General features: G+C 58.9%; 17 protein-coding genes. 12 read left to right on the top strand and 5 right to left on the bottom strand.

The genetic code is table 11. From position 1 onward, the window contains the following. Positions 1 to 68: 68 nt before the first annotated feature. From sutA to glnK, 4 genes are all read right to left on the bottom strand, one after another. Positions 69 to 392 (bottom strand): transcriptional regulator SutA, encoded by a 324-nt coding sequence (gene sutA / locus ACYZTZ_RS27090; RefSeq protein ID WP_046045079.1) that lies wholly within the window; start codon positions 390 to 392, stop codon positions 69 to 71. Between the two features lie 102 nt (positions 393 to 494). Then, positions 495 to 920 carry a secondary thiamine-phosphate synthase enzyme YjbQ gene (locus tag ACYZTZ_RS27095; RefSeq protein ID WP_008030499.1) on the bottom strand — a complete coding sequence of 142 codons (426 nt, stop codon included), beginning with the start codon at positions 918 to 920 and terminating at the stop codon, positions 495 to 497. 215 nt (positions 921 to 1135) lie between these two features. Next, positions 1136 to 2473, bottom strand: coding sequence for an ammonium transporter (locus ACYZTZ_RS27100; RefSeq protein ID WP_462000193.1), 1338 nt, complete (start codon positions 2471 to 2473; stop codon positions 1136 to 1138). A 35-nt stretch (positions 2474 to 2508) separates the two neighbouring features. Beyond that, positions 2509 to 2847: a P-II family nitrogen regulator gene (gene glnK, locus ACYZTZ_RS27105; protein ID WP_002555808.1), complete on the bottom strand. Its 339-nt coding sequence runs from the start codon at positions 2845 to 2847 to the stop codon at positions 2509 to 2511. Between the two features lie 418 nt (positions 2848 to 3265). Between glnK and ACYZTZ_RS27110 the strand changes: the two genes are divergently transcribed. The 7 genes from ACYZTZ_RS27110 (at position 3266) to ACYZTZ_RS27140 (ending at position 8258) form a co-directional block, all read left to right on the top strand. Further along, positions 3266 to 3526: an accessory factor UbiK family protein gene (locus tag ACYZTZ_RS27110; protein WP_283182164.1), complete on the top strand. Its 261-nt coding sequence runs from the start codon at positions 3266 to 3268 to the stop codon at positions 3524 to 3526. Positions 3527 to 3965: 439 nt separating this feature from the next. Next, positions 3966 to 4487, top strand: a complete 522-nt coding sequence (locus ACYZTZ_RS27115; protein WP_462000194.1) for a BRO-N domain-containing protein — start codon at positions 3966 to 3968, stop codon at positions 4485 to 4487. Between the two features lie 282 nt (positions 4488 to 4769). Continuing rightward, positions 4770 to 5228: an N-acetyltransferase gene (locus ACYZTZ_RS27120; protein WP_462000195.1), complete on the top strand. Its 459-nt coding sequence runs from the start codon at positions 4770 to 4772 to the stop codon at positions 5226 to 5228. A 34-nt stretch (positions 5229 to 5262) separates the two neighbouring features. Then, on the top strand, positions 5263 to 5433 hold the full coding sequence (locus ACYZTZ_RS27125; protein ID WP_462000196.1) for a hypothetical protein: 171 nt from the start codon (positions 5263 to 5265) through the stop codon (positions 5431 to 5433). 402 nt (positions 5434 to 5835) lie between these two features. Then, positions 5836 to 7329 (top strand): YifB family Mg chelatase-like AAA ATPase, encoded by a 1494-nt coding sequence (locus tag ACYZTZ_RS27130; protein ID WP_462000197.1) that lies wholly within the window; start codon positions 5836 to 5838, stop codon positions 7327 to 7329. 61 nt (positions 7330 to 7390) lie between these two features. After that, positions 7391 to 7969 carry a hypothetical protein gene (locus ACYZTZ_RS27135; protein WP_462000198.1) on the top strand — a complete coding sequence of 193 codons (579 nt, stop codon included), beginning with the start codon at positions 7391 to 7393 and terminating at the stop codon, positions 7967 to 7969. Continuing rightward, positions 7956 to 8258, top strand: a complete 303-nt coding sequence (locus ACYZTZ_RS27140; protein WP_462000199.1) for a hypothetical protein — start codon at positions 7956 to 7958, stop codon at positions 8256 to 8258. The genes ACYZTZ_RS27135 and ACYZTZ_RS27140 overlap by 14 nt, the downstream gene beginning before the upstream one ends. 76 nt (positions 8259 to 8334) lie before the next feature. Here the strand turns inward: ACYZTZ_RS27140 and ACYZTZ_RS27145 are convergent, their stop codons facing one another. Beyond that, complete coding sequence (locus ACYZTZ_RS27145) at positions 8335 to 9549, bottom strand: aldose 1-epimerase family protein (protein WP_462000200.1); 1215 nt, start codon at positions 9547 to 9549, stop codon at positions 8335 to 8337. A 266-nt stretch (positions 9550 to 9815) separates the two neighbouring features. Here ACYZTZ_RS27145 and ACYZTZ_RS27150 point away from each other — a divergent pair, with 266 nt between their 5' ends. From ACYZTZ_RS27150 to ACYZTZ_RS27170, 5 genes are read left to right on the top strand one after another with little or no spacing between them, the layout of a single operon-like run. Then, positions 9816 to 11207 (top strand): SrfA family protein, encoded by a 1392-nt coding sequence (locus ACYZTZ_RS27150; protein ID WP_462000201.1) that lies wholly within the window; start codon positions 9816 to 9818, stop codon positions 11205 to 11207. Positions 11208 to 11224: 17 nt separating this feature from the next. Beyond that, complete coding sequence (locus tag ACYZTZ_RS27155; RefSeq protein ID WP_462000202.1) at positions 11225 to 14290, top strand: virulence factor SrfB; 3066 nt, start codon at positions 11225 to 11227, stop codon at positions 14288 to 14290. Next, positions 14287 to 16998, top strand: coding sequence for a putative virulence factor (locus tag ACYZTZ_RS27160; protein ID WP_462000203.1), 2712 nt, complete (start codon positions 14287 to 14289; stop codon positions 16996 to 16998). Before ACYZTZ_RS27155 ends, ACYZTZ_RS27160 begins: the two co-directional genes overlap by 4 nt. A gap of 3 nt (positions 16999 to 17001) precedes the next feature. After that, the gene (locus tag ACYZTZ_RS27165) at positions 17002 to 18024 is read left to right on the top strand and encodes a hypothetical protein (RefSeq protein ID WP_462000204.1); all 1023 of its coding nucleotides are present in this window, start codon (positions 17002 to 17004) and stop codon (positions 18022 to 18024) included. Continuing rightward, positions 18024 to 20015 (top strand): vWA domain-containing protein, encoded by a 1992-nt coding sequence (locus ACYZTZ_RS27170; RefSeq protein ID WP_462000205.1) that lies wholly within the window; start codon positions 18024 to 18026, stop codon positions 20013 to 20015. The genes ACYZTZ_RS27165 and ACYZTZ_RS27170 overlap by 1 nt, the downstream gene beginning before the upstream one ends. Position 20016 lies beyond the last annotated feature (1 nt).

Here is a 20016-nt window from a genome sequence, read left to right on the forward strand (position 1 = left end):
AGGCTTTTGTTCCACCCATGAAAAAGCCCGCAGCGACGGCGGGCTTTTTCAGCAAGCAAGTAGCAGGCTCAGATAGGCCGGCTGCCGTACTTGTTGTCAGGCTTCTTGGGCGGATCGGCGACCACATTGGCCTCCACTTCCTGCACCTTGCCGCCCTTGGCCAGGAACTCTTCCATGGCCCGCGCCAGAGCATCACGCTCCTTGTTTTTCGCTTCGACGCTCGGCAGCTCATCGACCGATACCGCTGCCTTGGCTTTGCCTTTGGCGGTCGGAACGGGCGCTTCACCGCCATCGTCGTCAGCAACGTCTTCCGCTGCTGTTTCCAGACCTTCTTCGGTTTCGTCGTCGTCGCCTACTTCGAGGTCGTCGTTTTCCAGATCATCGTCGCTCATGTTCTACCTCATGACTTGCGAAAAGCAGATTAGTTATAGCCCAGCTTCGCCGTCTGTCGAAGGCCGCCGGAAAAAATTCTACAACCGCTGGCAACCAGCGGTTTATGCCTCTTCACCGTGCACGGTGGCGAGGACTTTACGGGCACCGCCAAAATCACGGTGCTCGCCCAGATAAACGCCTTGCCAGGTCCCCAGCGCCAGTCGGCCTGCCGAAATCGGCAAACTGAGCTGACAGCCAAGCACGCTGGCCTTGAAGTGCGCCGGGAGGTCGTCCAGGCCTTCGTCGTTATGCTCATAGCCGTCTGTTCCTTGTGGGATCAGACGATTGAAAAATCGTTCGAAGTCGCGACGTACCGCCGGATCGGCGTTCTCGTTGATGGTCAACGACGCCGAGGTATGCTGCAGCCACAAATGCAACAGACCGACCCGACATGCCTTGAGTTCAGGCAGGCCGGCGAGTAACTCGTCCGTTACCAGATGAAAGCCCCGGGGCCTCGCCCGCAGGGTAATCAGAGTCTGTTGCCACATACAGTTCTCCGCACGTTCGGGGCGCATTCTAGCGCGCTCTGGGAAAAAACAAAGGCCCTAATATTCCTTCTATCATGTAAGCCATTGGCCGCAGAAAAACGCCCGTCGTAAACGCCACTAAACGTGTACGAAAAAACCTTTCAGCAGTTCCTTCACTGACAAACTCCAGACAAAAAAATGCCCGGCAAGCCGGGCAAGTTTTTTTGTGCGCGTACTTACAAGTTGTAGCCGCGTTCGTTGTGAAGTGCCAGATCGATGCCGACGGCCTCTTCTTCTTCAGTGATACGCAGACCCATGACAGCGTCCAGCACCTTGAGGATGATGAAGGTGACGATCGCGGTGTAGATCACCGTGAAGCCCACGCCTTTGCACTGAATCCAGACTTGTGCGGCGATGTCGGTGACGGTGCCGAAGCCACCCAGCGACGGTGCAGCGAAGACACCGGTCAGGATCGCGCCGAGGATACCGCCGATACCGTGCACGCCGAAGGCGTCCAGGGAGTCGTCATAGCCGAGTTTGCGTTTCAGGGTGGTGGCGCAGAAGAAGCACACCACGCCGGCTGCCAGACCGATGGCCAGAGCGCCCATCGGGCCCACGGTGCCAGCGGCTGGCGTGATTGCAACCAGACCGGCCACAACACCCGAAGCGATACCCAGGGCACTTGGTTTGCCGTGAGTGATCCACTCGGCGAACATCCAGCCCAATGCAGCGGCAGCGGTTGCGATCTGGGTCACCAGCATCGCCATACCGGCCGTGCCGTTGGCCGCAGCGGCGGAACCGGCGTTGAAGCCGAACCAACCTACCCACAGCATCGCGGCGCCCATCAGGGTGTAACCGAGGTTGTGCGGCGCCATCGGGGTGGTCGGGAAACCTTTGCGCTTGCCCAGTACCAGGCACGCAATCAGACCGGCCACACCGGCGTTGATGTGCACCACGGTGCCGCCGGCGAAGTCCAGCACGCCCCAGTCCCACAACAGGCCGCCGTTACCGGACCAGACCATGTGCGCGATGGGTGCATAAACCAGGGTGAACCAGACGCCCATGAAGATCAGCATGGCGGAGAACTTCATCCGCTCGGCGAAGGCACCGACGATCAGCGCAGGGGTGATGATGGCGAAGGTCATCTGGAAGGTGACGAACACCGCTTCAGGGAACAGCGCCGCAGGGCCGGTCAGGCTCGCTGGCGTAACACCGGCGAGGAACGCCTTGCCCATGCCACCGAAGAACGAGTTGAAGTTGATGACGCCCTGTTCCATCCCGGTGGTGTCGAACGCGATGCTGTAGCCATAAATGACCCACAGGATGCTGATCAGACCGGTAATGGCAAAGCACTGCATCATCACGGAAAGAATGTTTTTGGAGCGAACCATGCCGCCGTAGAACAGCGCGAGACCGGGAATGGTCATGAACAGCACGAGGGCTGTCGAGGTCATCATCCAGGCAGTGTCGCCGGAATTGAGGACTGGGGCCGCCACTTCGTCTGCCGCCATAGCCAGGCTGGGCATTACGAGGGACAACAGGGCTCCTAGCCCTGCGAATTTACGCAGAGTCATATTGTTTTCTCCTGGGGCGTTGGGTTTGTGGCGGCTTAGATTGCGTCGGTATCGGTTTCGCCGGTACGGATGCGAATCGCCTGTTCCAGATTGACCACGAAGATCTTGCCGTCCCCGATCTTGCCGGTGTTGGCAGCCTTGGTTATCGCCTCGATAACCCGGTCAAGATCCTTGTCGTCAATGGCGACATCGATCTTCACCTTTGGCAGGAAATCGACCACGTATTCCGCGCCGCGATACAGCTCGGTGTGACCCTTCTGCCGACCGAAGCCTTTGACTTCAGTAACGGTAATGCCCTGCACGCCGATCTCGGACAGCGACTCGCGTACGTCGTCCAGTTTGAACGGCTTGATGATGGCAGTGACTAGCTTCATGAAAACTCTCTCCCGAATTGGTGGACTTGCCCCAGGAAAACAAACCCGACTCAAGTCTAAGCGCAGTGCCTGGCTTTGTAACGCATCGTCGGCCTTACCTGCCCGTCCGACGCCTGCTAACCACTCCGCACGAAACACTTCCCCCGTTCCGCTTGGCGCACTGCATTCGTCACAGCGACTGCATCAGTGCATGGGTCACTACCGACTAAGCAGAAAGCTTGCCATCTCGCCAAAACCCACTGATTTCAAGCCTTTGGCCGCTGCTGCAAGCTGCTTCGCGCAAATGGCCCGACGGATACGCACAACAACAGTGCGCGGCCGCCCGTCACCATGCGCGAAAAGCGTGCACCCCTGACCGCGAGATTGACTATAGACACTGCGTGATACACTGCCCGCCATTGTTGACAGGACATTTCCCATGCTCGCGCCCAAAGACTTCCTCGATGCCCTGAGCGGCACCGCCTCCCGCCTCTTCAGCGGCGATACCCCACTGCCGAAAAGCGAAATCGAAAGCCAGTTCAAGGCTCTGTTGCAGAGCGGCTTCAGCAAGCTGGACCTGGTGAGCCGGGAAGAGTTTGATAGTCAGATGGTCGTGCTGGCACGGACGCGGGCACGGCTGGAAAGTCTTGAGGCGAAGGTTGCGGAGCTTGAAGCGAAGCTAAATCCACCGGTCGAGTAACACCACAGATCCCACGGTGAAACCCAATCCACTGTGGGAGCGAGCCTGCTCGCGATAAGGTCGGAACGACCTTCAGATTCAACTGTAGGAGCTGCCGAAGGCTGCGATCTTTTGATCTTTTAGCGCTCAAAAATCCCGGCAACGTCCTACAAAGATCACCACCACCGTCCGATAGCGCCGTGACGCCCAGGTTCCTAAGCTCACCCTCTGCTGAATGTTCAGCACTGGGTTTGGCGACCCGGATAGCATCTAAACGCATCGCGACCACGTTCGAACCAGGGAATTATCCCCATCTCGAATTATGGTGGCTATGCGTGGGAGACCTTCGGGTCTGCCGGTTTCCGGATGCACCGGTTCGCCAACCCGCGCATAGCTGCCACCCTTTTCGTTTGGCGACGATCAGAGGCAGTTTCCTTCATTCGCATCCGGGAGCTGCACCATGGAAGAAAACTATCTAATCCCTCACGTCTTCATCCGCCACAAACTCCACCTTCACGCGCTTTTGATCGAAAACCAGCCTTGGTTCAGCGCCCGAGACTTAGGCCGTCTGCTTCGTCTTTTCCTCGACGAACGCGCCGTCCGCAAACTCGATCCCGATCAACACCAAACATTACGAATGCTCATCCACGGCAGCATCGAAAACACCCTGCTGATCAGCGAATCCGGCGTCTACGCGTTACTGGTCTATCACTACTGCCCGGAATACCGAGGCCTGCGCGAATGGCTGACCCACGACGTGGTCCCAGCCCTGAGAGACGCCCAGCAACCCACCTCAACCGAACGCCCAATACTGAGCCTGCTGAACTGGCCGGAAATGTCGCTGAGTTTGCTGCACTGGAATAACCAACCGTGGATTCGGTTACAGGATGTGCCACACGTACTACCTGATCAGGAGGAGTCAAAACGTACGGTCAATGCGCCTTGGTGGAAGCGTGCTTCGCGGATGCTGCAATCGTTTTAACACCCAAATGCACCTTCTATTGACTACGTTTGCTGCGCGCCAAACGTAGTCCTTTCCATAACCAAACCCAATTCCACACGCTGTGCTTCTGACGTCCTTCATTCATCTAAGTACGGTCCTACAGTAGCCCGCTCCTGCGCCTGATTACGTGACCATGTCCGCGTCCGTTACCTTCTTCGCCTCGATTTCAACAGTACAAAAGCGATGAGAAGAAAAGGAAAAGGCACGGAACTCCGCATTCAAATATTCAAGTCTGATGCTCGAGATCTTACTTGCGAAGCCATGTCCTATGATCCTGACATTCGTGCCGCAGGAATCAACGTCTCAGCACTCAGGCTCGATCCGATCACCCTGGCTGCCATCAACTCCTGTCATCTGTGGGAAGAAGTGATCCCGTACCCGTGGGAATGCATCCCGGAATGGAAGCGAAAGGATGCAAGGGGACTGGATCTGGCCATCTGGTATGAAGAAGAGCTCTGTGGCTTGTGCTATGCGACTCCGCGTGAAAGCACTATCTGCATAAAAATTGTGCTTTTACAGGGACATACAAGAAACACCCACCCTTTGCGGGGCTGGATCGCTCCAATTGCATTGAGGGCTACGGAATTTTATGCGCGGATGCTGGGCTGCGATGAGATTGAGGTACAAGAACCTGACCCAGGCGCCATCTCCTACTATCAAAAACTTGGATTCGTTTTTGACAAAACCAACCGCCTTGTCTTTTCACTAGACGACCAATAAGATCAATCCACTCATCCAGGCACGCGAGGTGTCTATGAAACGCAAAAAGCAAAAAGCGAAGCCGTTAATGATCGCTGAGTACCATGCCGAGGCGCTCCGTTTAGCGGGAAACGTTTCTACCAGCCAACATCGCTTTTTTAAAGTGGCGGCAACGTATGGCAAAGAACTTGAACCTGATGGCTTGCTTGCAGGTGCACGAGTCTGATTAGACTCCCCGTCGTTGTTGTTAACGCCGACCATCAGCAGATCCTTATTGACGCTTGCCCGGATGATCAAATTTGAATAGGCTTCCCGTCGTGGGTGTATCTGTTGAGGAAACACAGGCTTCGGCCTCACCGAAGCCTGCAAATAAAAAACCGTCTCCTCAAGGCGGTTTTTTTTCGCCTTCAATTTAGCTTTCGCCGATGTCCTTCATTGTTCCAGGCAACGTCCTACAAAAACCTCATCCCGCGACTGATTACGTCGGTACTCCACACTCGCTTACGCTTCACCAACTAGAAAGACACTCGCAACATCCTGCGAAAGTTTGGTGCCTGTGCCGTCACGCGACCCGACTACTCTTCAAAAAACCGCAGGAAGCGGTTCTCTGTCAGCTCAAGGAACGACCATGTCTCTCTCCATCGTTCACAGCCGTGCCCAGATTGGCGTGGATGCGCCCGCCGTTACCGTCGAAGTCCATTTGGCCAACGGGTTGCCATCGCTGACCATGGTCGGTTTGCCCGAAGCAGCAGTGAAGGAAAGCAAAGACCGGGTTCGAAGTGCGATCATCAATTCGGGCCTGCAATTCCCTGCGCGGCGCATCACGCTGAATCTTGCCCCGGCGGATTTGCCGAAGGACGGCGGACGATTTGATCTGGCGATTGCCTTGGGGATTCTGTCGGCCAGCGTGCAGGTGCCGACCTTGACGCTGGATGATGTGGAATGTCTGGGAGAGCTGGCCCTGTCAGGCGCTGTACGAGCTGTGCGTGGCGTATTGCCGGCGGCGCTGGCGGCGCGCAAGGCCGGGCGATCGCTAATGGTGCCGCGGGCAAATGCTGAAGAAGCTTGCCTTGCCTCGGGACTTAAGGTGATCGCGGTGGATCATTTACTGGAGGCGGTCGCGCACTTTAATGGGCACACACCTGTCGAGCCTTACATTTCCAATGGTTTGCTCTACGCCAGCAAACCCTATCCCGACCTCAATGAAGTGCAGGGGCAACTCTCAGCCAAGCGTGCTTTGCTGATTGCGGCGGCAGGGGCACATAACCTGCTGTTCAGTGGGCCGCCGGGGACTGGGAAAACGTTGTTGGCGAGCCGTCTTCCGGGATTGTTACCGCCGCTGGCTGAAAATGAGGCGCTGGAGGTCGCGGCGATCCAGTCAGTTTCCAGTTGCGTGCCGTTGAGCCACTGGCCACAACGACCTTTCCGCCAGCCCCACCACTCCGCGTCCGGGGCCGCATTGGTCGGCGGCGGCTCAAAACCGCAGCCCGGCGAAATCACCCTCGCCCACCATGGCGTTCTGTTCCTCGATGAACTCCCGGAATTCGATCGCAAGGTGTTGGAAGTCTTAAGGGAGCCCCTGGAGTCCGGCCACATCGTGATTTCCCGCGCCAAGGATCGAGTGAGGTTTCCGGCCCGCTTTCAGTTAGTGGCCGCGATGAACCCGTGCCCCTGTGGATATCTTGGCGAACCCAGTGGCAAATGCAGTTGTACGCCGGACATGGTCCAGCGCTACCGCAACAAACTGTCGGGGCCGTTGCTGGACCGAATCGACCTGCACCTGACCGTCGCCCGGGAAGCCACGGCGTTGAACCCTGCGCGCAAACCCGGTGACGACACCGCCACCGCCGCATTACTGGTCGCCGACGCACGAGAGCGACAACAAAAACGCCAGGGCTGCGCGAACGCTTTCCTTGATCTGCCGGGCCTGCGCCAACACTGCAAGTTATCCACAACCGATGAGACCTGGCTGGAAACGGCCTGTGAGCGATTGACCTTGTCGCTGAGAGCAGCCCACCGCCTACTAAAGGTTGCCCGTACGTTGGCAGACCTTGAACAACTCGATGCAATTACCCGCGAACACTTGGCAGAAGCGTTGCAATATCGACCTGCCTCAGCGTAACCGATGGCTATTCGCACAATTCATTCATGCAGATCACTTTCAGAGAGAGCATCAGTAATACATGGAGTTATTAAAAAGTCATTGGATCAGATTCGTCTATTGCTTGATAAGCATTGCCATCGTTTGGACGGCGCTGCTGCAGCAAAAAATCGTTGTCGGCTCTCCGACATCCCTGAATAATTTTTCCTACGTTGGCACGGTGATAACCATCGTCGCGCTCATCATTTCAATATCTGAAGTTTTGCACAGTGTTCGTTACTCACGGAGCATCAGCGCAGAAGCCAACAGAGTGCTCAAGGACGCTAAAGCTGTAGAGGGCGCCTCAGCCGTAAGCGAATGCCTTGCGACGCTCAATGAGACAGCAGGTTATGTGGATACCGAAAACTATCAATTGGCGCTGAAGTGCTATCAGCATTTCAGGATTCTATTTGCCAAAATACCTGGCACAGGTCAGGAGTTTGAAAGGATTGACAATATCCTTGGAGAAACTGAAACCGCGATCAGAAAAGGAATTTTCACGTCAGCAAGCGCTCGGCTTGAGAAATCGACCCGAATATTTATTCATCACAATCTCGAAAACATCAAAGAGAACCTTGAAAAGGTTAACCCGGCCAGAGGGCGACAATATGTTACCGCCTAAATTTCTCGATTTTGTCAAAACGCTTACAGCGAGAACGGAGCAAGGCGAATTCTCCTGGAGTTATGATGACAATAACTCGCTTGTGAAACTCAAAGAAAAAGCCTTTTCCCTTTCATTACGTTACAGCTTCAACTCCGATGAAAAATATGCGGAGTACGTCATCTATTACTTCGATGATATCGAAGACAAGGAGTACCGGTTTTATACCAATCAAACCTGGAATGACTTCGATTTCATCCGGCGATTGTTTGATGCCGCACAAGCCTCAAAAATGAGACTTCCCTTTTGACCCATCAATGAGCAGTGAACACCACAGGCAGCATCACTGCTCATCTAGCATCTGTCGATCGATAGAGAAAGGCCGCTTACTCCTTGGCCAAATCCACCAACGGCGCCTGCCGAACCTCAGTTTCCCGCCCACCTTGAATATCACTCACCGTCTTCAACGCCTTTTCCACAGCCCCTTTATCCGCCAGCAAGCTGTAGCTGATCTGGAACTGCTTCTGCTCCTTGGCAGCAATCGTTGGCACCAGATTCAGTGGCCGCTGATACCGGCGGTTGTAAGAAAAACTCGTCCCCGGCTCCAACCCGGTCACATACCCCTGCCCTTGTGTGTCCGTGTTTTTCCACAGGGAGAACACCGGCAACTGTTGAGTATTGAAACCCACCGAAACCCCAAGGCTGCCGGCCTTGTTATGCAGCACGGTCAACGTGTCACCCTTGGCATCGCCATAAGGCACAACGTTGTAAACCGTCTCGTCATAGTCCTTGGTCGGTGCGCGGTAGGTTTGCCAGTCCGGCAGATCCACTTTTGCCTTGTCATTGAACGGCGAGACCTGTTTCACCGGTGCAACAAAGCGTGCGCCCTGCTCCAGGAATGGGGTGCTGAAGTTGCTGTGGTACAGCGCTTGGTATTCCTTCGGATAATCGCCGTTGTTGGTCAGGGTGTCGTTGAGGGCAAACGCTACGCTGCCGGGCTCGGTGACCAGTTCGGTCGCGACGGAAAAGTCGACTTTCTTGAACGCCTGCTCTTTCAGTTCGCCACGCAGGCTGATGGCGTAAGGCGCTTTTTCATCGATGTGCAACGTGACTTTGCTGGCCGGGATGTTGGCGGCGCGGCCGTGGAGCGTCAGCAGTTCACCGTTATCCATGCCGGGGTGACCAACCCACTCGTAGCCGCAGCGGGCGACCAGTTCGTTAAAGCCCTCAAGCCAGCCCAGCCCGCCGCGACCGTTGAGTTCGATGAAGGACGGATTGACCACGTCCTTGACCGGCGAATCCCAACCCATGCGCACATTACCGACCGACGCCTGGAGGACGTTCATCCCGCGGGTCGGCACCACCGAGAGTTTCATCGTGCCGTTATCGATGTCGACGATGCTGACGCCCTCCTGCCGACCGCCGTGCAAGGTGCGCAGGGTCACGGAGAAGGGTTTGCCGGTTTTTACCCCCAGTTGTTGGCTGGTGATCTGCCAGTTTTGGGAAGCTTTGTCGCTGTCGAGCAGGACGTAATCCCAGGCCATGGCATGGGAAGCAGCGGACAGCGCGCCAAAGGCAACGATGAGTTTGAGCGGATTCATGGGTAAGCCTTTCTTGGAGTTGTGTATTTTTTATAGCGCTGATGAAACGATTCAGCAAGCTTAAAAAGCGTACACCCGAGCCATCCCAAGCGAATTTAAATTGACCCCATGCAACCTCCGCACGCTTACGCTAGTCTCATACGGTTTTGGACCTCCGGCTGATTGACGGCGACATCATTATGACATTAAGGTCGCCCGCTAATTGCAGGAGCAAGAACAGACACCTTTGTCTGTCATTTTTGCGCAACAGAACATATGGAGTTTGAATGCGCGGGGCACTATTACGCAGCGGTAAGAGCGGGTCATTCACTGCCCTGGGCGAAACAGGTCAACCGGTCTACCGGGCAGCCCTGCAATTGCGCGAAGCCATTCGCCGAAAGAATCCTGAAATGGTCGATCATCTGGCCATCCCTCAAAGCGATGAACTCGGTAACCAGATCGACTGGTACAGCGGCCTCGACGGCGATGTGATCCCGTGGAGCAGCGCGACCGAAGAAGAACGCGCCCCTGCCCGCCGCCAACTCGAAGCGCTGAAGACCGCGCTCGAGGAGTTGAGCCAGCGTTTCCTGGGCACTGATTCCGGCGAACAGCAGCAAGGCGACAAAGCCGTGTTCGGCAAGCTGCTCAAGCGCGTGATTCATTTCCCCGACGAGAATTTCGTCTACCTGGTGCAAGGCAAGCCGGTGCTGACCTTTTGGGGTTTCGAGCATGCCGGTACCGGCAATCGCGATCCCCTGCACTGCCTCTATCAAGTTCCGCCCGCGTTCACGCTGCCCCCCGTGGCCGAAGCCGCGCCTGTAGTTGCGCCCGTCGTGCCGGTGGTTGCTCGTCCGTGGTGGCGTCGCTGGTGGTGGCTGTTGCTGCTGCCGTTCCTGCTGCTGCTTTTGTGGCTGTTGCTGGGTCTGCGTGGTTGCGTCCCGATTCCGTTGGTGGCGGTAGACCTGCTGCCTGAGGGCATCGTGCCGGTGGAAAAACAACTGGAAGAGCCGAAACTGACTGGCAATGTCACGACGTTGAACGGCGTTCCGGTGACGAGCACCGTTGTAGGCTCTACCACAGGAAGCGGCACCGGTACCGCCGTGACCGGAACCCAGGGCGTGGAAGCGCCGGGCGTCGAGGGCAACGAGGCTGATGCAGCGCCCGCCGACGTGACCCAAGACCCCGCCAAAGACCCGGCAGCAGACCCGACAGCCGAATCACCAACCGCGCCACCCGAAAACAAAACCACGCCACCGGATATCACATCGCCCGAGGCAGAAAAACCCGCCGCCACCGCAAAACCCGGCCCTCCCCTGAGCATTCCGCCAAACGCCGCCGACGGTGCCGCCAAGTTCCTCGACGGTCAGTTCCGCGCCGGTGCCGGTATTCAGGATCGCCGAACCGGCAAACCCCTGCGTCTGGAATACCAGCTCAAGGACGGCAAGGGCGAAGTCACCGTACACCAGGCCGACGGCACCAAATGCAGCGGGCCGGTGAGCGCTACTATGAAGGGTGGCAGCCTGGCCATCGACAGTCAGGGCCAGGCCGTCTGCGCCGACGGCAGCACTTACGACATGCCCAAGGTCAACTGCCGCAAAGGGGCGACCACAGTCGCAGACTGCACCGGCGGTTACGGAAAAGAACAATTCCCCATGTCCATGCGGCACGTGGCCGAATAAAAACGGAATAACCCGACATGTTGCCTGAAGTCACCCAATTCGAAGACACCGTCACGCTGGTCAGCGACACCGGCATCCAGTTCATGGATTTCGCCCTGCGCCTGGATCCCCGCAAGGAACCGGCGGGTGAATTCGCGCCGATGATCAGCGGGCTGATCTGCCGCCTGTCGTACAACGAAGAGAAAGACTTCTTTTTCTACGAACCTGAACCGGAAAAGGTCGAAAAAGCCAAACCTGCGTTCAGCGTCGACATGAAAAGCAGCCTCGAGTTGCTCGACGGTATCTGGCTGCCGACCCCGTTTTTCCGCTTCATGCCGCCGCATCGTTTCGACGAAGGTCCGACCAACTGGTCGCGCATGCGCCTGGTGAAGTTGACGACACCCGACATTGACGGCAACACCCACCGCCTGACGATGGCCTTCGACAGCCGCGTCATGCCCAAGCGTGACGGCACCGCGTACCTGGCGCCAAACGAAGAAGACATCAGCTCCGGCGTGTCCTTCAAACTGGCGACGAAGGCCAGCGAAACCCGCTGGTTCCTCGCACAGCCGTGGGTCAACGAGTGGCTGCTGGAAGTGTTCAACGAGGGCAATGCCCACCGCTCGCGCGCAGAGCTGGACACCGACATCCGCGCCAACTATCACTTGGCGCACTACCTCAACCTGCTCAGTCTGTTGAGCAAGCCGTCCGCCGCCCAGCAGTCGACGGCCCGGGCGAAAGTTGAAATCCCCGAGCTGAAAGTGGTCGCCAACGACAGCAATGGCCTGGTCAAGCCGATTCCGGTGGACCTGGTGCTGGACGTCGGCAACTCGCGCACCTGCGGCATCCTGATCGAAAACCACGGTCAGGCCGGTTCCGGGTTGAAACAGAACTACGTGCTGGAACTGCGCGACCTGATCACCCCCGAACACACTTACAACCTGCCGTTCGAAAGCCGTGTGGAATTCGCCCAGGCGTACTTCGGCAAGGACCACTGCTCGGTCAAAAGCGGCCGGCACGATGCGTTCCAATGGGCGACGATTGCCCGCGTCGGCAATGAGGCCAGCCGTCTGGCCAGCCGTCGTCGCGGCACCGAAGGGTCCACTGGCCTGTCCAGCCCGAAACGTTATCTGTGGGACGAAAACGCTTACGGCCACGGCTGGCGCTTCAACTGCTCGTACATCAAGACCGACAGCGAGCCGTACGCCACCGCCGCACCGTTCTCGCACCTGATCAATGAAACCGGCGAGGCGCTTTACAGCCTCGAAGAAGACGATCGTCTGCCGGTGTTCATGCCGCGTTACTCGCGCAGCTCGCTGATGACCTTCATGCTCGCCGAAGTACTGGCCCAGGCGCTGTCGCAAATCAACAGCCCGGCCCAGCGTTCACGCCAGGGTCACACCCGCGTGCCGCGCCAGCTCAACAGCATCACCCTGACCGTGCCGCCGGGCATGCCGCAGGCCGAGCGCAGCATTCTCAACGAACGCATGTTGCAAGCCATCGGCCTGGTGTGGAAGAGCCTCGGCTGGCACGCCGGCGAGGAAGACCCGCATCAGGATCAGGCCGTCAGCCCGCGTACGCCGATCCCAAGTATCCGCGTGGAATGGGACGAAGCCTCTTGCGGCCAGCTGGTGTACCTGTACACCGAGGTCAACGAGAATTTCGCCGGTCACCCGGAAGAGTTTTTTGACACCATCGCCCGGCCAGACAAGACCGACCGCGAACGCATCACCCTGGCAACCATCGACATCGGCGGCGGTACCACGGACCTGGTGATCACTGACTATCGCCTCGACCGCGCCGGCAACACCGGCAGCGGCAGCAACGTGCACATCGTGCCCGAGCAGCGTTTTCGCGATGGCTTCAAAGTGGCCGGCGATGACATCCTGCTGGACGTGATTCAGGACTTCATCCTGCCGAGCTTCGAAAAAGCCTTGCAGAACGCCGGCGTGAAAGCCCCGGATTCGCTGATGTCTCGGTTGTGCGGCGATGAGTCGGTCAGCGCCCAGGACATGATTCTGCGCCAGCAATTGAACCTGCAAGTGTTCGCACCGCTGGGCCTGGCGCTGCTCAAGGCGTACGAGCATTACGATCCGCAAGTGCCGCAAGAAGTCACCCCGCAAAGCTACCGCCAATTGCTCGGTGACAACGCGATCAGCCAGACCGTGCTCGACTACGTCAACGCCGCCGTGCGCCGCGATGTCGGCGGTCAGAGCGGTTTCGACCTGTATGACGCGCCGATCAGTTTCGACCTGCAGAAGCTTCACGCCGCGTTCCTCAACGACCAGATCAACATCACCAAGATTCTCGGTGCGCTGTGTGAAGTGGTCGCGCATTACCCGTGCGACGTTCTGCTGCTGACCGGCCGCCCTTCGCGCTTGCCCGGCATCCAGGCGTTCATTCGCAAGGTGCTGCCGCTGCCGCCGGGGCGCATTCTGGCGCTGCAAAACTACCGCACTGGCGGCTGGTACCCGTTCCACAAGAACGGCCGGATCGACGACCCGAAAAGCACCGCGTCGGTGGGCGCCATGCTCTGCCTGTTGTGCGCCAACCACAGCGTGCCGAACTTCTACTTCCGTGCTTCGGCGCTCAAGCCGTATTCGACCGTCAAGCACATCGGCGTCATCGACCTGAACAACGTGATCAAGGATGCCGACGTGCTGTACCGCGACATCCAGTCCGAAGACTACAAAATCAAGCTGCCGGAAATCGGCGTTGGCGATGCCGCCGACACGCCACAGCTGGAAATGCGCGGCGATCTGCGCCTCGGTTTCCGTCAGTTGGCCGCCGACCGCTGGGCCGCCTCGCCGCTGTATACCTTGCGGTTCACCAAGGCCGGTCGGGAGAAGTTTTCCCGGGCGATCGGTGAAAACGGCAGCGCGCCGCTGCTCAAGGTGCGGTTCGAGGTCAAACCGGCGGACAAGTACACACGCAAGCAGGATCTGGTCAGCGACCGCCTCTCGGTTCGCGACATCGAATCCAACAGTAACAACGTCAACTTCAACCCGCGCAGCGACCTCGAGCTGGAACTCAACACCATGCTCGACGCCGGCCTGAGCGAGACCAAGTACTGGCTCGACAGTGGAAGTGTGAAACGCAAATGAATGATCTGACCCCCGATCAAACTCAGCTCTCTGCCAGTTGGGCCGCTGTTTATAAAGGTGCCGGTCAGGCGCTGGACTGGATTGGCCAGACGCGCGGCAACGCGCCGCGCCTGGACAGCGAAGCCGACAACCTGAACATCCGCCTGCACCGTGCCCGCAACCTGGCTCAAAGCCTCGGTCGCGTGGCCTGCACGCCAATGACCATCGGCTTTTTCGGCTTGTCCCAGGCCGGCAAGTCCTACCTGATTTCAGCCCTCGCTGCGGGTCAGAACGGCAAACTGGAAACCGACTTCGGTGGCCAGCGCCTGGACTTCATCAAGCACATCAACCCGGTGGGTGGCGGCAAGGAAGCCACCGGCCTGGTGACGCGCTTCAGCCGTCGGGCGACGGAGAGTCAGGACAATGACTTTCCGGTAGAGCTCACGCTGTTCAAGGAAATCGAGCTGGCGAAGATTCTGGCCAACTCCTGGTTCAAGGATTTCGACCTTGAGCGCATTTCCTACGAGATCGACGAAGAACGCATCCTGCGCGTGCTGAAACCGTTCGAAGGTCGGGAAACCGGGCCGCTGCAACCGGGCGTCAACGCCGACGATCTGGTGTCGCTGTGGGATTACCTGCGGGACAACTTCCGCAACTCGGTGAAGAAGCTCGAACACCTTTATTGGCCCACTGCGTTGCAACTGGCGCCACGGCTGAATTTCCAGGAGCGTGCCGAGCTGTTTTCAATCCTGTGGGGTGAGCAAAGCGAACTGACGCGCGTGTACCAGCAACTGGCCGGCGCGCTGCACAAGCTGGGCCTGCCCGAGACCGTGTTCGCCCCGCTGCATGCCTTGGTGAGTTTCGAAAACGACACCTACAGCCAGCGCGACAGCATCATGAACGTCGACATCCTCGAGCGCTTCGGCAGCCCGCTGGACTTGCCGATCGACGTGCGGCCACAGGTCGACGGACGCCTGCAAAACAGTCAGGGCATTGCGGTTGCGCAATTGGCGGCGCTGACTGCCGAAATGACCTTCGGCCTGATCGAAGCCCCGGCGGACGACATCGTCAATCAAGTCGACTTGCTGGACTTCCCCGGTTATCGCGGGCGCAAGAAACTGCACGAGATCGCCGACTCCAACGACCCGCAATCCGCCACCAAGGACAACTCCGTTTCGCAGCTGATCCTGCGTGGTAAGGTCGCCTACCTGTTCGAACGCTACACCGATAACCAGGAAATGAACGCGCTGGTGGTCTGCACCGGTTCGACCAAGCAGAGCGACGTCAACGACGTAGGCCCGGTACTGACCCGCTGGATCGAAAAGACCCAAGGCGCCGACTCGGCCGCTCGCAGCAAGCGCGACACCGGTCTGATCTGGGCGCTGACCATGCTCGACCTGCGCATCACCAACTCCCTGAGCCTGACGCCTGATCAGTACGACGAGAGCTGGAACGGCATGGTCAAGCTGACCATGCTGGAGCGCTTCGGCAGCCTGAGCTGGATGAGCGACTGGGCCGGCACACCGTTCCAGAACACCTTCCTGGTGCGCAAACCGCGCATGGACGCGGCGTTCATCGAGCAAGACGCGACCGGTGCGGAAACCGGCCTCAATGCCAGCTACCAGGAGCGAGTCGACGCCTTGGGTACAAGCTTTGCCGGCAACGACCTGGTGTGCAAACACATCCACGATCCTGCCAACGCCTGGAAAGAAATGCTGCGCAACGATGACGGTGGCATCAGCCACTTCAGCGGCAGTTTCAAAGGCGTGGCCAATATCGAATTCAAATTGCAGCGCATCCGCGAGCAATTGAGCGAATGCCTCGAAGGCCTGACCACTCATGGTCTGAGTACCTGGTACCACGCCGACGGCGACGGTGCCGCTGCCGCCAAGAAAGCCCAGGCGCAGATGATTCTGACCGGCCTGGGCCGTCGCCCGGCAGTGCTCGGCGAGCTGATCGATCAACTCGACATGCCGAGCGAAGAAGTCCGCGACCTGTACCTCAGTGGCGTGTACGAAACTGATGACGAGCCAGCCGCGAACGATGAGCCAGTCGCCCCGACACCGAGCCAGAGCCTGTATGGCAACGACGCCGGTTTCGATTTCGATTTTGGTGACGACACGAGCCCTGACACGCCGGTCAGCAGCAACACCGGCACCCCGGCGCCCGAACTGCAAAGCAACGAACACCGATTCGCCAAAGCGGCATTCAAGGCCTGGATTGCGCACCTGCGTGAACTGACCACCCGGCAAAGCCTGCTCAACCTCCTGGGGTTGGAAAAAGCATTGCTGGAAGCGGTGGTCGACGAACTGATCACCGCCGGCTATCGCCAGGACTTGCCGGGGCAACTGAGCCGCGCGGTGCTCAAGCGCGCACAAAGTGGCGCGCGGCGCGATCAACTGGTCGAGCGCCAGGTCCTGGAAGTGCAACGGGTGCTGCGCGATTTCGTGTCGTGGTTCGGCTACCTGCAGAAGCCGGTAAGCGAGCGTCCGAACAGTCGCGCCGGAGCCAAGGCGCCGCTGTTCTCGTTCTACACCGACATCAGTCCCGGACAAGTGCCCGTGCTGCCGGCGCAACCGGCGAATCAGGCGCAGCGGTATCTCGGCGACTGGCTCTCGGGCCTGGCCTACATCACGCAGGACAACGCCGGCCATGGTGCCGGGCGCGAAATCACCCCTGAACAGAACGAACGGCTGGGCCAAGTGCTCACAGCCTTCACAGCGAGATAAGCAATGCCAATTCGTGTCGACCTGCTCGCGTTAGAGCCCAATGTGCCTGGCCAGGCCCGCCTCACTGTGAAGAAATGGCAGGGTAGCGAGGAACAGCTGGAGTTTTCCATTCAGCGTAACCAGGACGGTTTTTACCTCCAGGACCACAAGGCCTGGAGCAACAATCCATTCTGGTTCAAGGTCTCGCGTTTCAACGTCACGGCCAGCGGCGAAGGCCTGGAAGCGCAGGTCGGCCCGGACGTAGTCGACCCGCTGCTGGAAGGCGGCGCCAACTCGCAATTCCAGATTGAACTACGCGAACAGAGCCAAGGGCATGCAGACAAAGGCGTGGTTCGGCCCGGCGTTGGTGTGCTGCCGTCCACGGCCGGCGGCCAGACGCGCTCGACCTACGGCGGCGCCGATCTGACGGCGCCGAGTGCACCGGCACCGGAAATCCCGGAGCTGCCAGAACTGGTCCTGTCCACCGCCGAGCCAGAAGTAGAATTGGAGTCGGTGCTCACCGAGCCCGACTACACGCCGCCTCCCGCACCGGTGAAGAAAAGCAACAAAGGCCTGATCGGCCTGTTGATTGTCGTGTTGTTGCTGCTGGCAGCGGGCGGCGGATTCTGGTTCTACAAACGCATCCCGGCGCCTGCCCCGGTGGCCGCAACCCCTGCCGGCGCACCGGCCGGCGCTGACACTCAAGCCTGCACCCTCGAGAGCATGAACAGCCTGCCTGAATTGACCTTCGTCCAGACCTGCATCAAGGCTGCGCCCGACAGTGCCAAGTTGCTGGAAATCATCAACCAGGCCAAGGCCGGCAAACACTGCGGCGTCGCCCAACGACTGTACGCCAACCGTGCCCAGGCCGGTGACGCGCTGATCGCCAACGCTTATGCCCGCGAATACGATCCTAAATACCTGAAGGCCAGCGAGTGCTTCCCGGTCGCGGACAACGCCACCGCCGCCTATTGGTACGAAACGATCCTCACCCAGGACCCGAACAACGCCGAAGCCAAGCAGCGTTTCGAGGAGTTGCAGAAGTGATGCGCTCTCCCCTGAGTCGATTCCTGTTGAGCGGCGCCGCCCTGTTGGCGCTGTGCATTAGCCCGCTGTCCCAGGCCGATGACAAGCCGCTGATCCAGGCCGGTAAAAAGACCCTGTTCCAACGCGTGCTGACCACGCCGGGCTGCAAGATCAGCCCGACAGCGGGCGGTGCAGCAGGCGATGCGCAACCGGTCTTCAGCCGTTTCTATGTGTACGAACGCGCTCAAGCGGCAAACGCCGAATGGCTGAAAGTCGGCCCCGACAGCTACGGCAAAACCATTGGCTGGCTGCCTGCCAGCTGCACCACCGACTGGAAGATGCAGCTGACACTTGCCTTCACCAACCCGGCCAACCGCGACCGGTTGCTGTTCTTCAAGGACCGCGCCACCGTCGAAGGCATCCTCGATGCGCCGGACCCGGTGAGCAAAGTCGCGCCGCTGCGGGCCACGCTGAAAAAGGGCCAACAAGCACCGGGCGTACTGGCTGAAGAACCTGAATACTTCGTCGACCTGCAAAAGCAGTTCTACCTGCTGCCGGTGCTCAGTGGCGAAGAAGTCATGACCGAAAGCGGTTTCCGCACGCGCCTGCTCAACGTCGCGTCGGTCAGCAAACCGGATGACAAGAATGCCAAGGGCGGTGCTGCGAACAGCGCTGCCGGCGGCAAGGCAGCCGAGGACAAAACCGCCAACCAACTGAAAGAATTCAGTGCGGCGGTGGTGTTTGTCATCGACTCGACGATCTCGATGGACCCGTACATCGACCGCACCCGCGAGGCGATCCGCAAGGTTTATCAGCGGATCGAAGCGCAGAACCTCGGCAAGCAGGTCAAGTTCGGCCTCGTGGCTTTCCGCTCCAACACCCAGGCGGTGCCGGGGCTGGAATACACCACCAAGATGTACGCCGACCCTACCAAGGTGAAAGACAGCGCCGACTTTTTCGCCAAGATCGCCGACCTCAAACAGGCCACCGTGTCGAGCAGCAGCTTCGATGAGGACGCCTTTGCCGGCGTCATGGACAGCATCGACAAGGTCGACTGGAGCCAGTTCGGCGCGCGCTACGTGGTGCTGATCACCGACGCGGGCGCCATCGAAGGCGACGACAAGCTGTCGAAGACCGGATTGAGCGCCGCGCAGGTGCGTATGGAAGCCGCCAACCCGGGCGTGGCGATTTACACCCTGCACTTGAAAACCCCGGCCGGGGCCAAGGACCACGCCAAGGCCGAGGCGCAGTACCAGAACCTGTCGACCTACCCGGGCACCAACACCTCGCTGTACTACCCGGTGAACGCTGGCGATATTCATGAATTCGGGCGCAAGGTCGACGCACTGGCCGCCGCGATCACCTCTCAGGTGAAAGCCGCCTACATGGGTGAAGACGCCATCGGCAGTGCGGCGAACGCCAAACAGGACCCGGCCGAGAAGAAAATGCTCGAAGACGCGGCGCTGATCGGCCACGCCATGCAACTCGCCTATCTCGGCGAGAAGACCAACAGCAAGGCCCCGCCGGTGTTCAAGGCGTGGATCACCGACCGCGACCTGATCAAGCAGAACATCCCGACCACCGATGTGCGGGTGCTGCTGACCAAGTCCCAGCTCAGCGACTTGAGCGACGTGATGAAGCAGATCCTCGACGCCGCCAACGAAGGCCTGATTTCGCCGACGGAAATGTTCGATCGCCTGCGTTCGGTCGCTGCGACCATGGGCGCCGACCCGAATCAGCTCAAGCAGAACAGCAAAGCCAAACTGGCGGACATGGGTGTGCTCGGCGAGTACCTCGAAGACCTGCCGTATCAGAGCGAAGTATTGAACCTGGACGAAGAAACCTGGAAGAGCTGGGATGGCCTGGCGCAGGAGAAATTCATCCGCACGCTCAATACCAAGCTGCGGCACTACCAGCGTTACAACGCTGACGTCGACCGCTGGGTTGCTTTAGCCAAGGACAGCGATGCGCGGGACAACGTGTACCCCGTGCCACTCGAAATGATGCCTTAAC

The organism is Pseudomonas sp. LB3P58 (assembly GCF_054897895.1).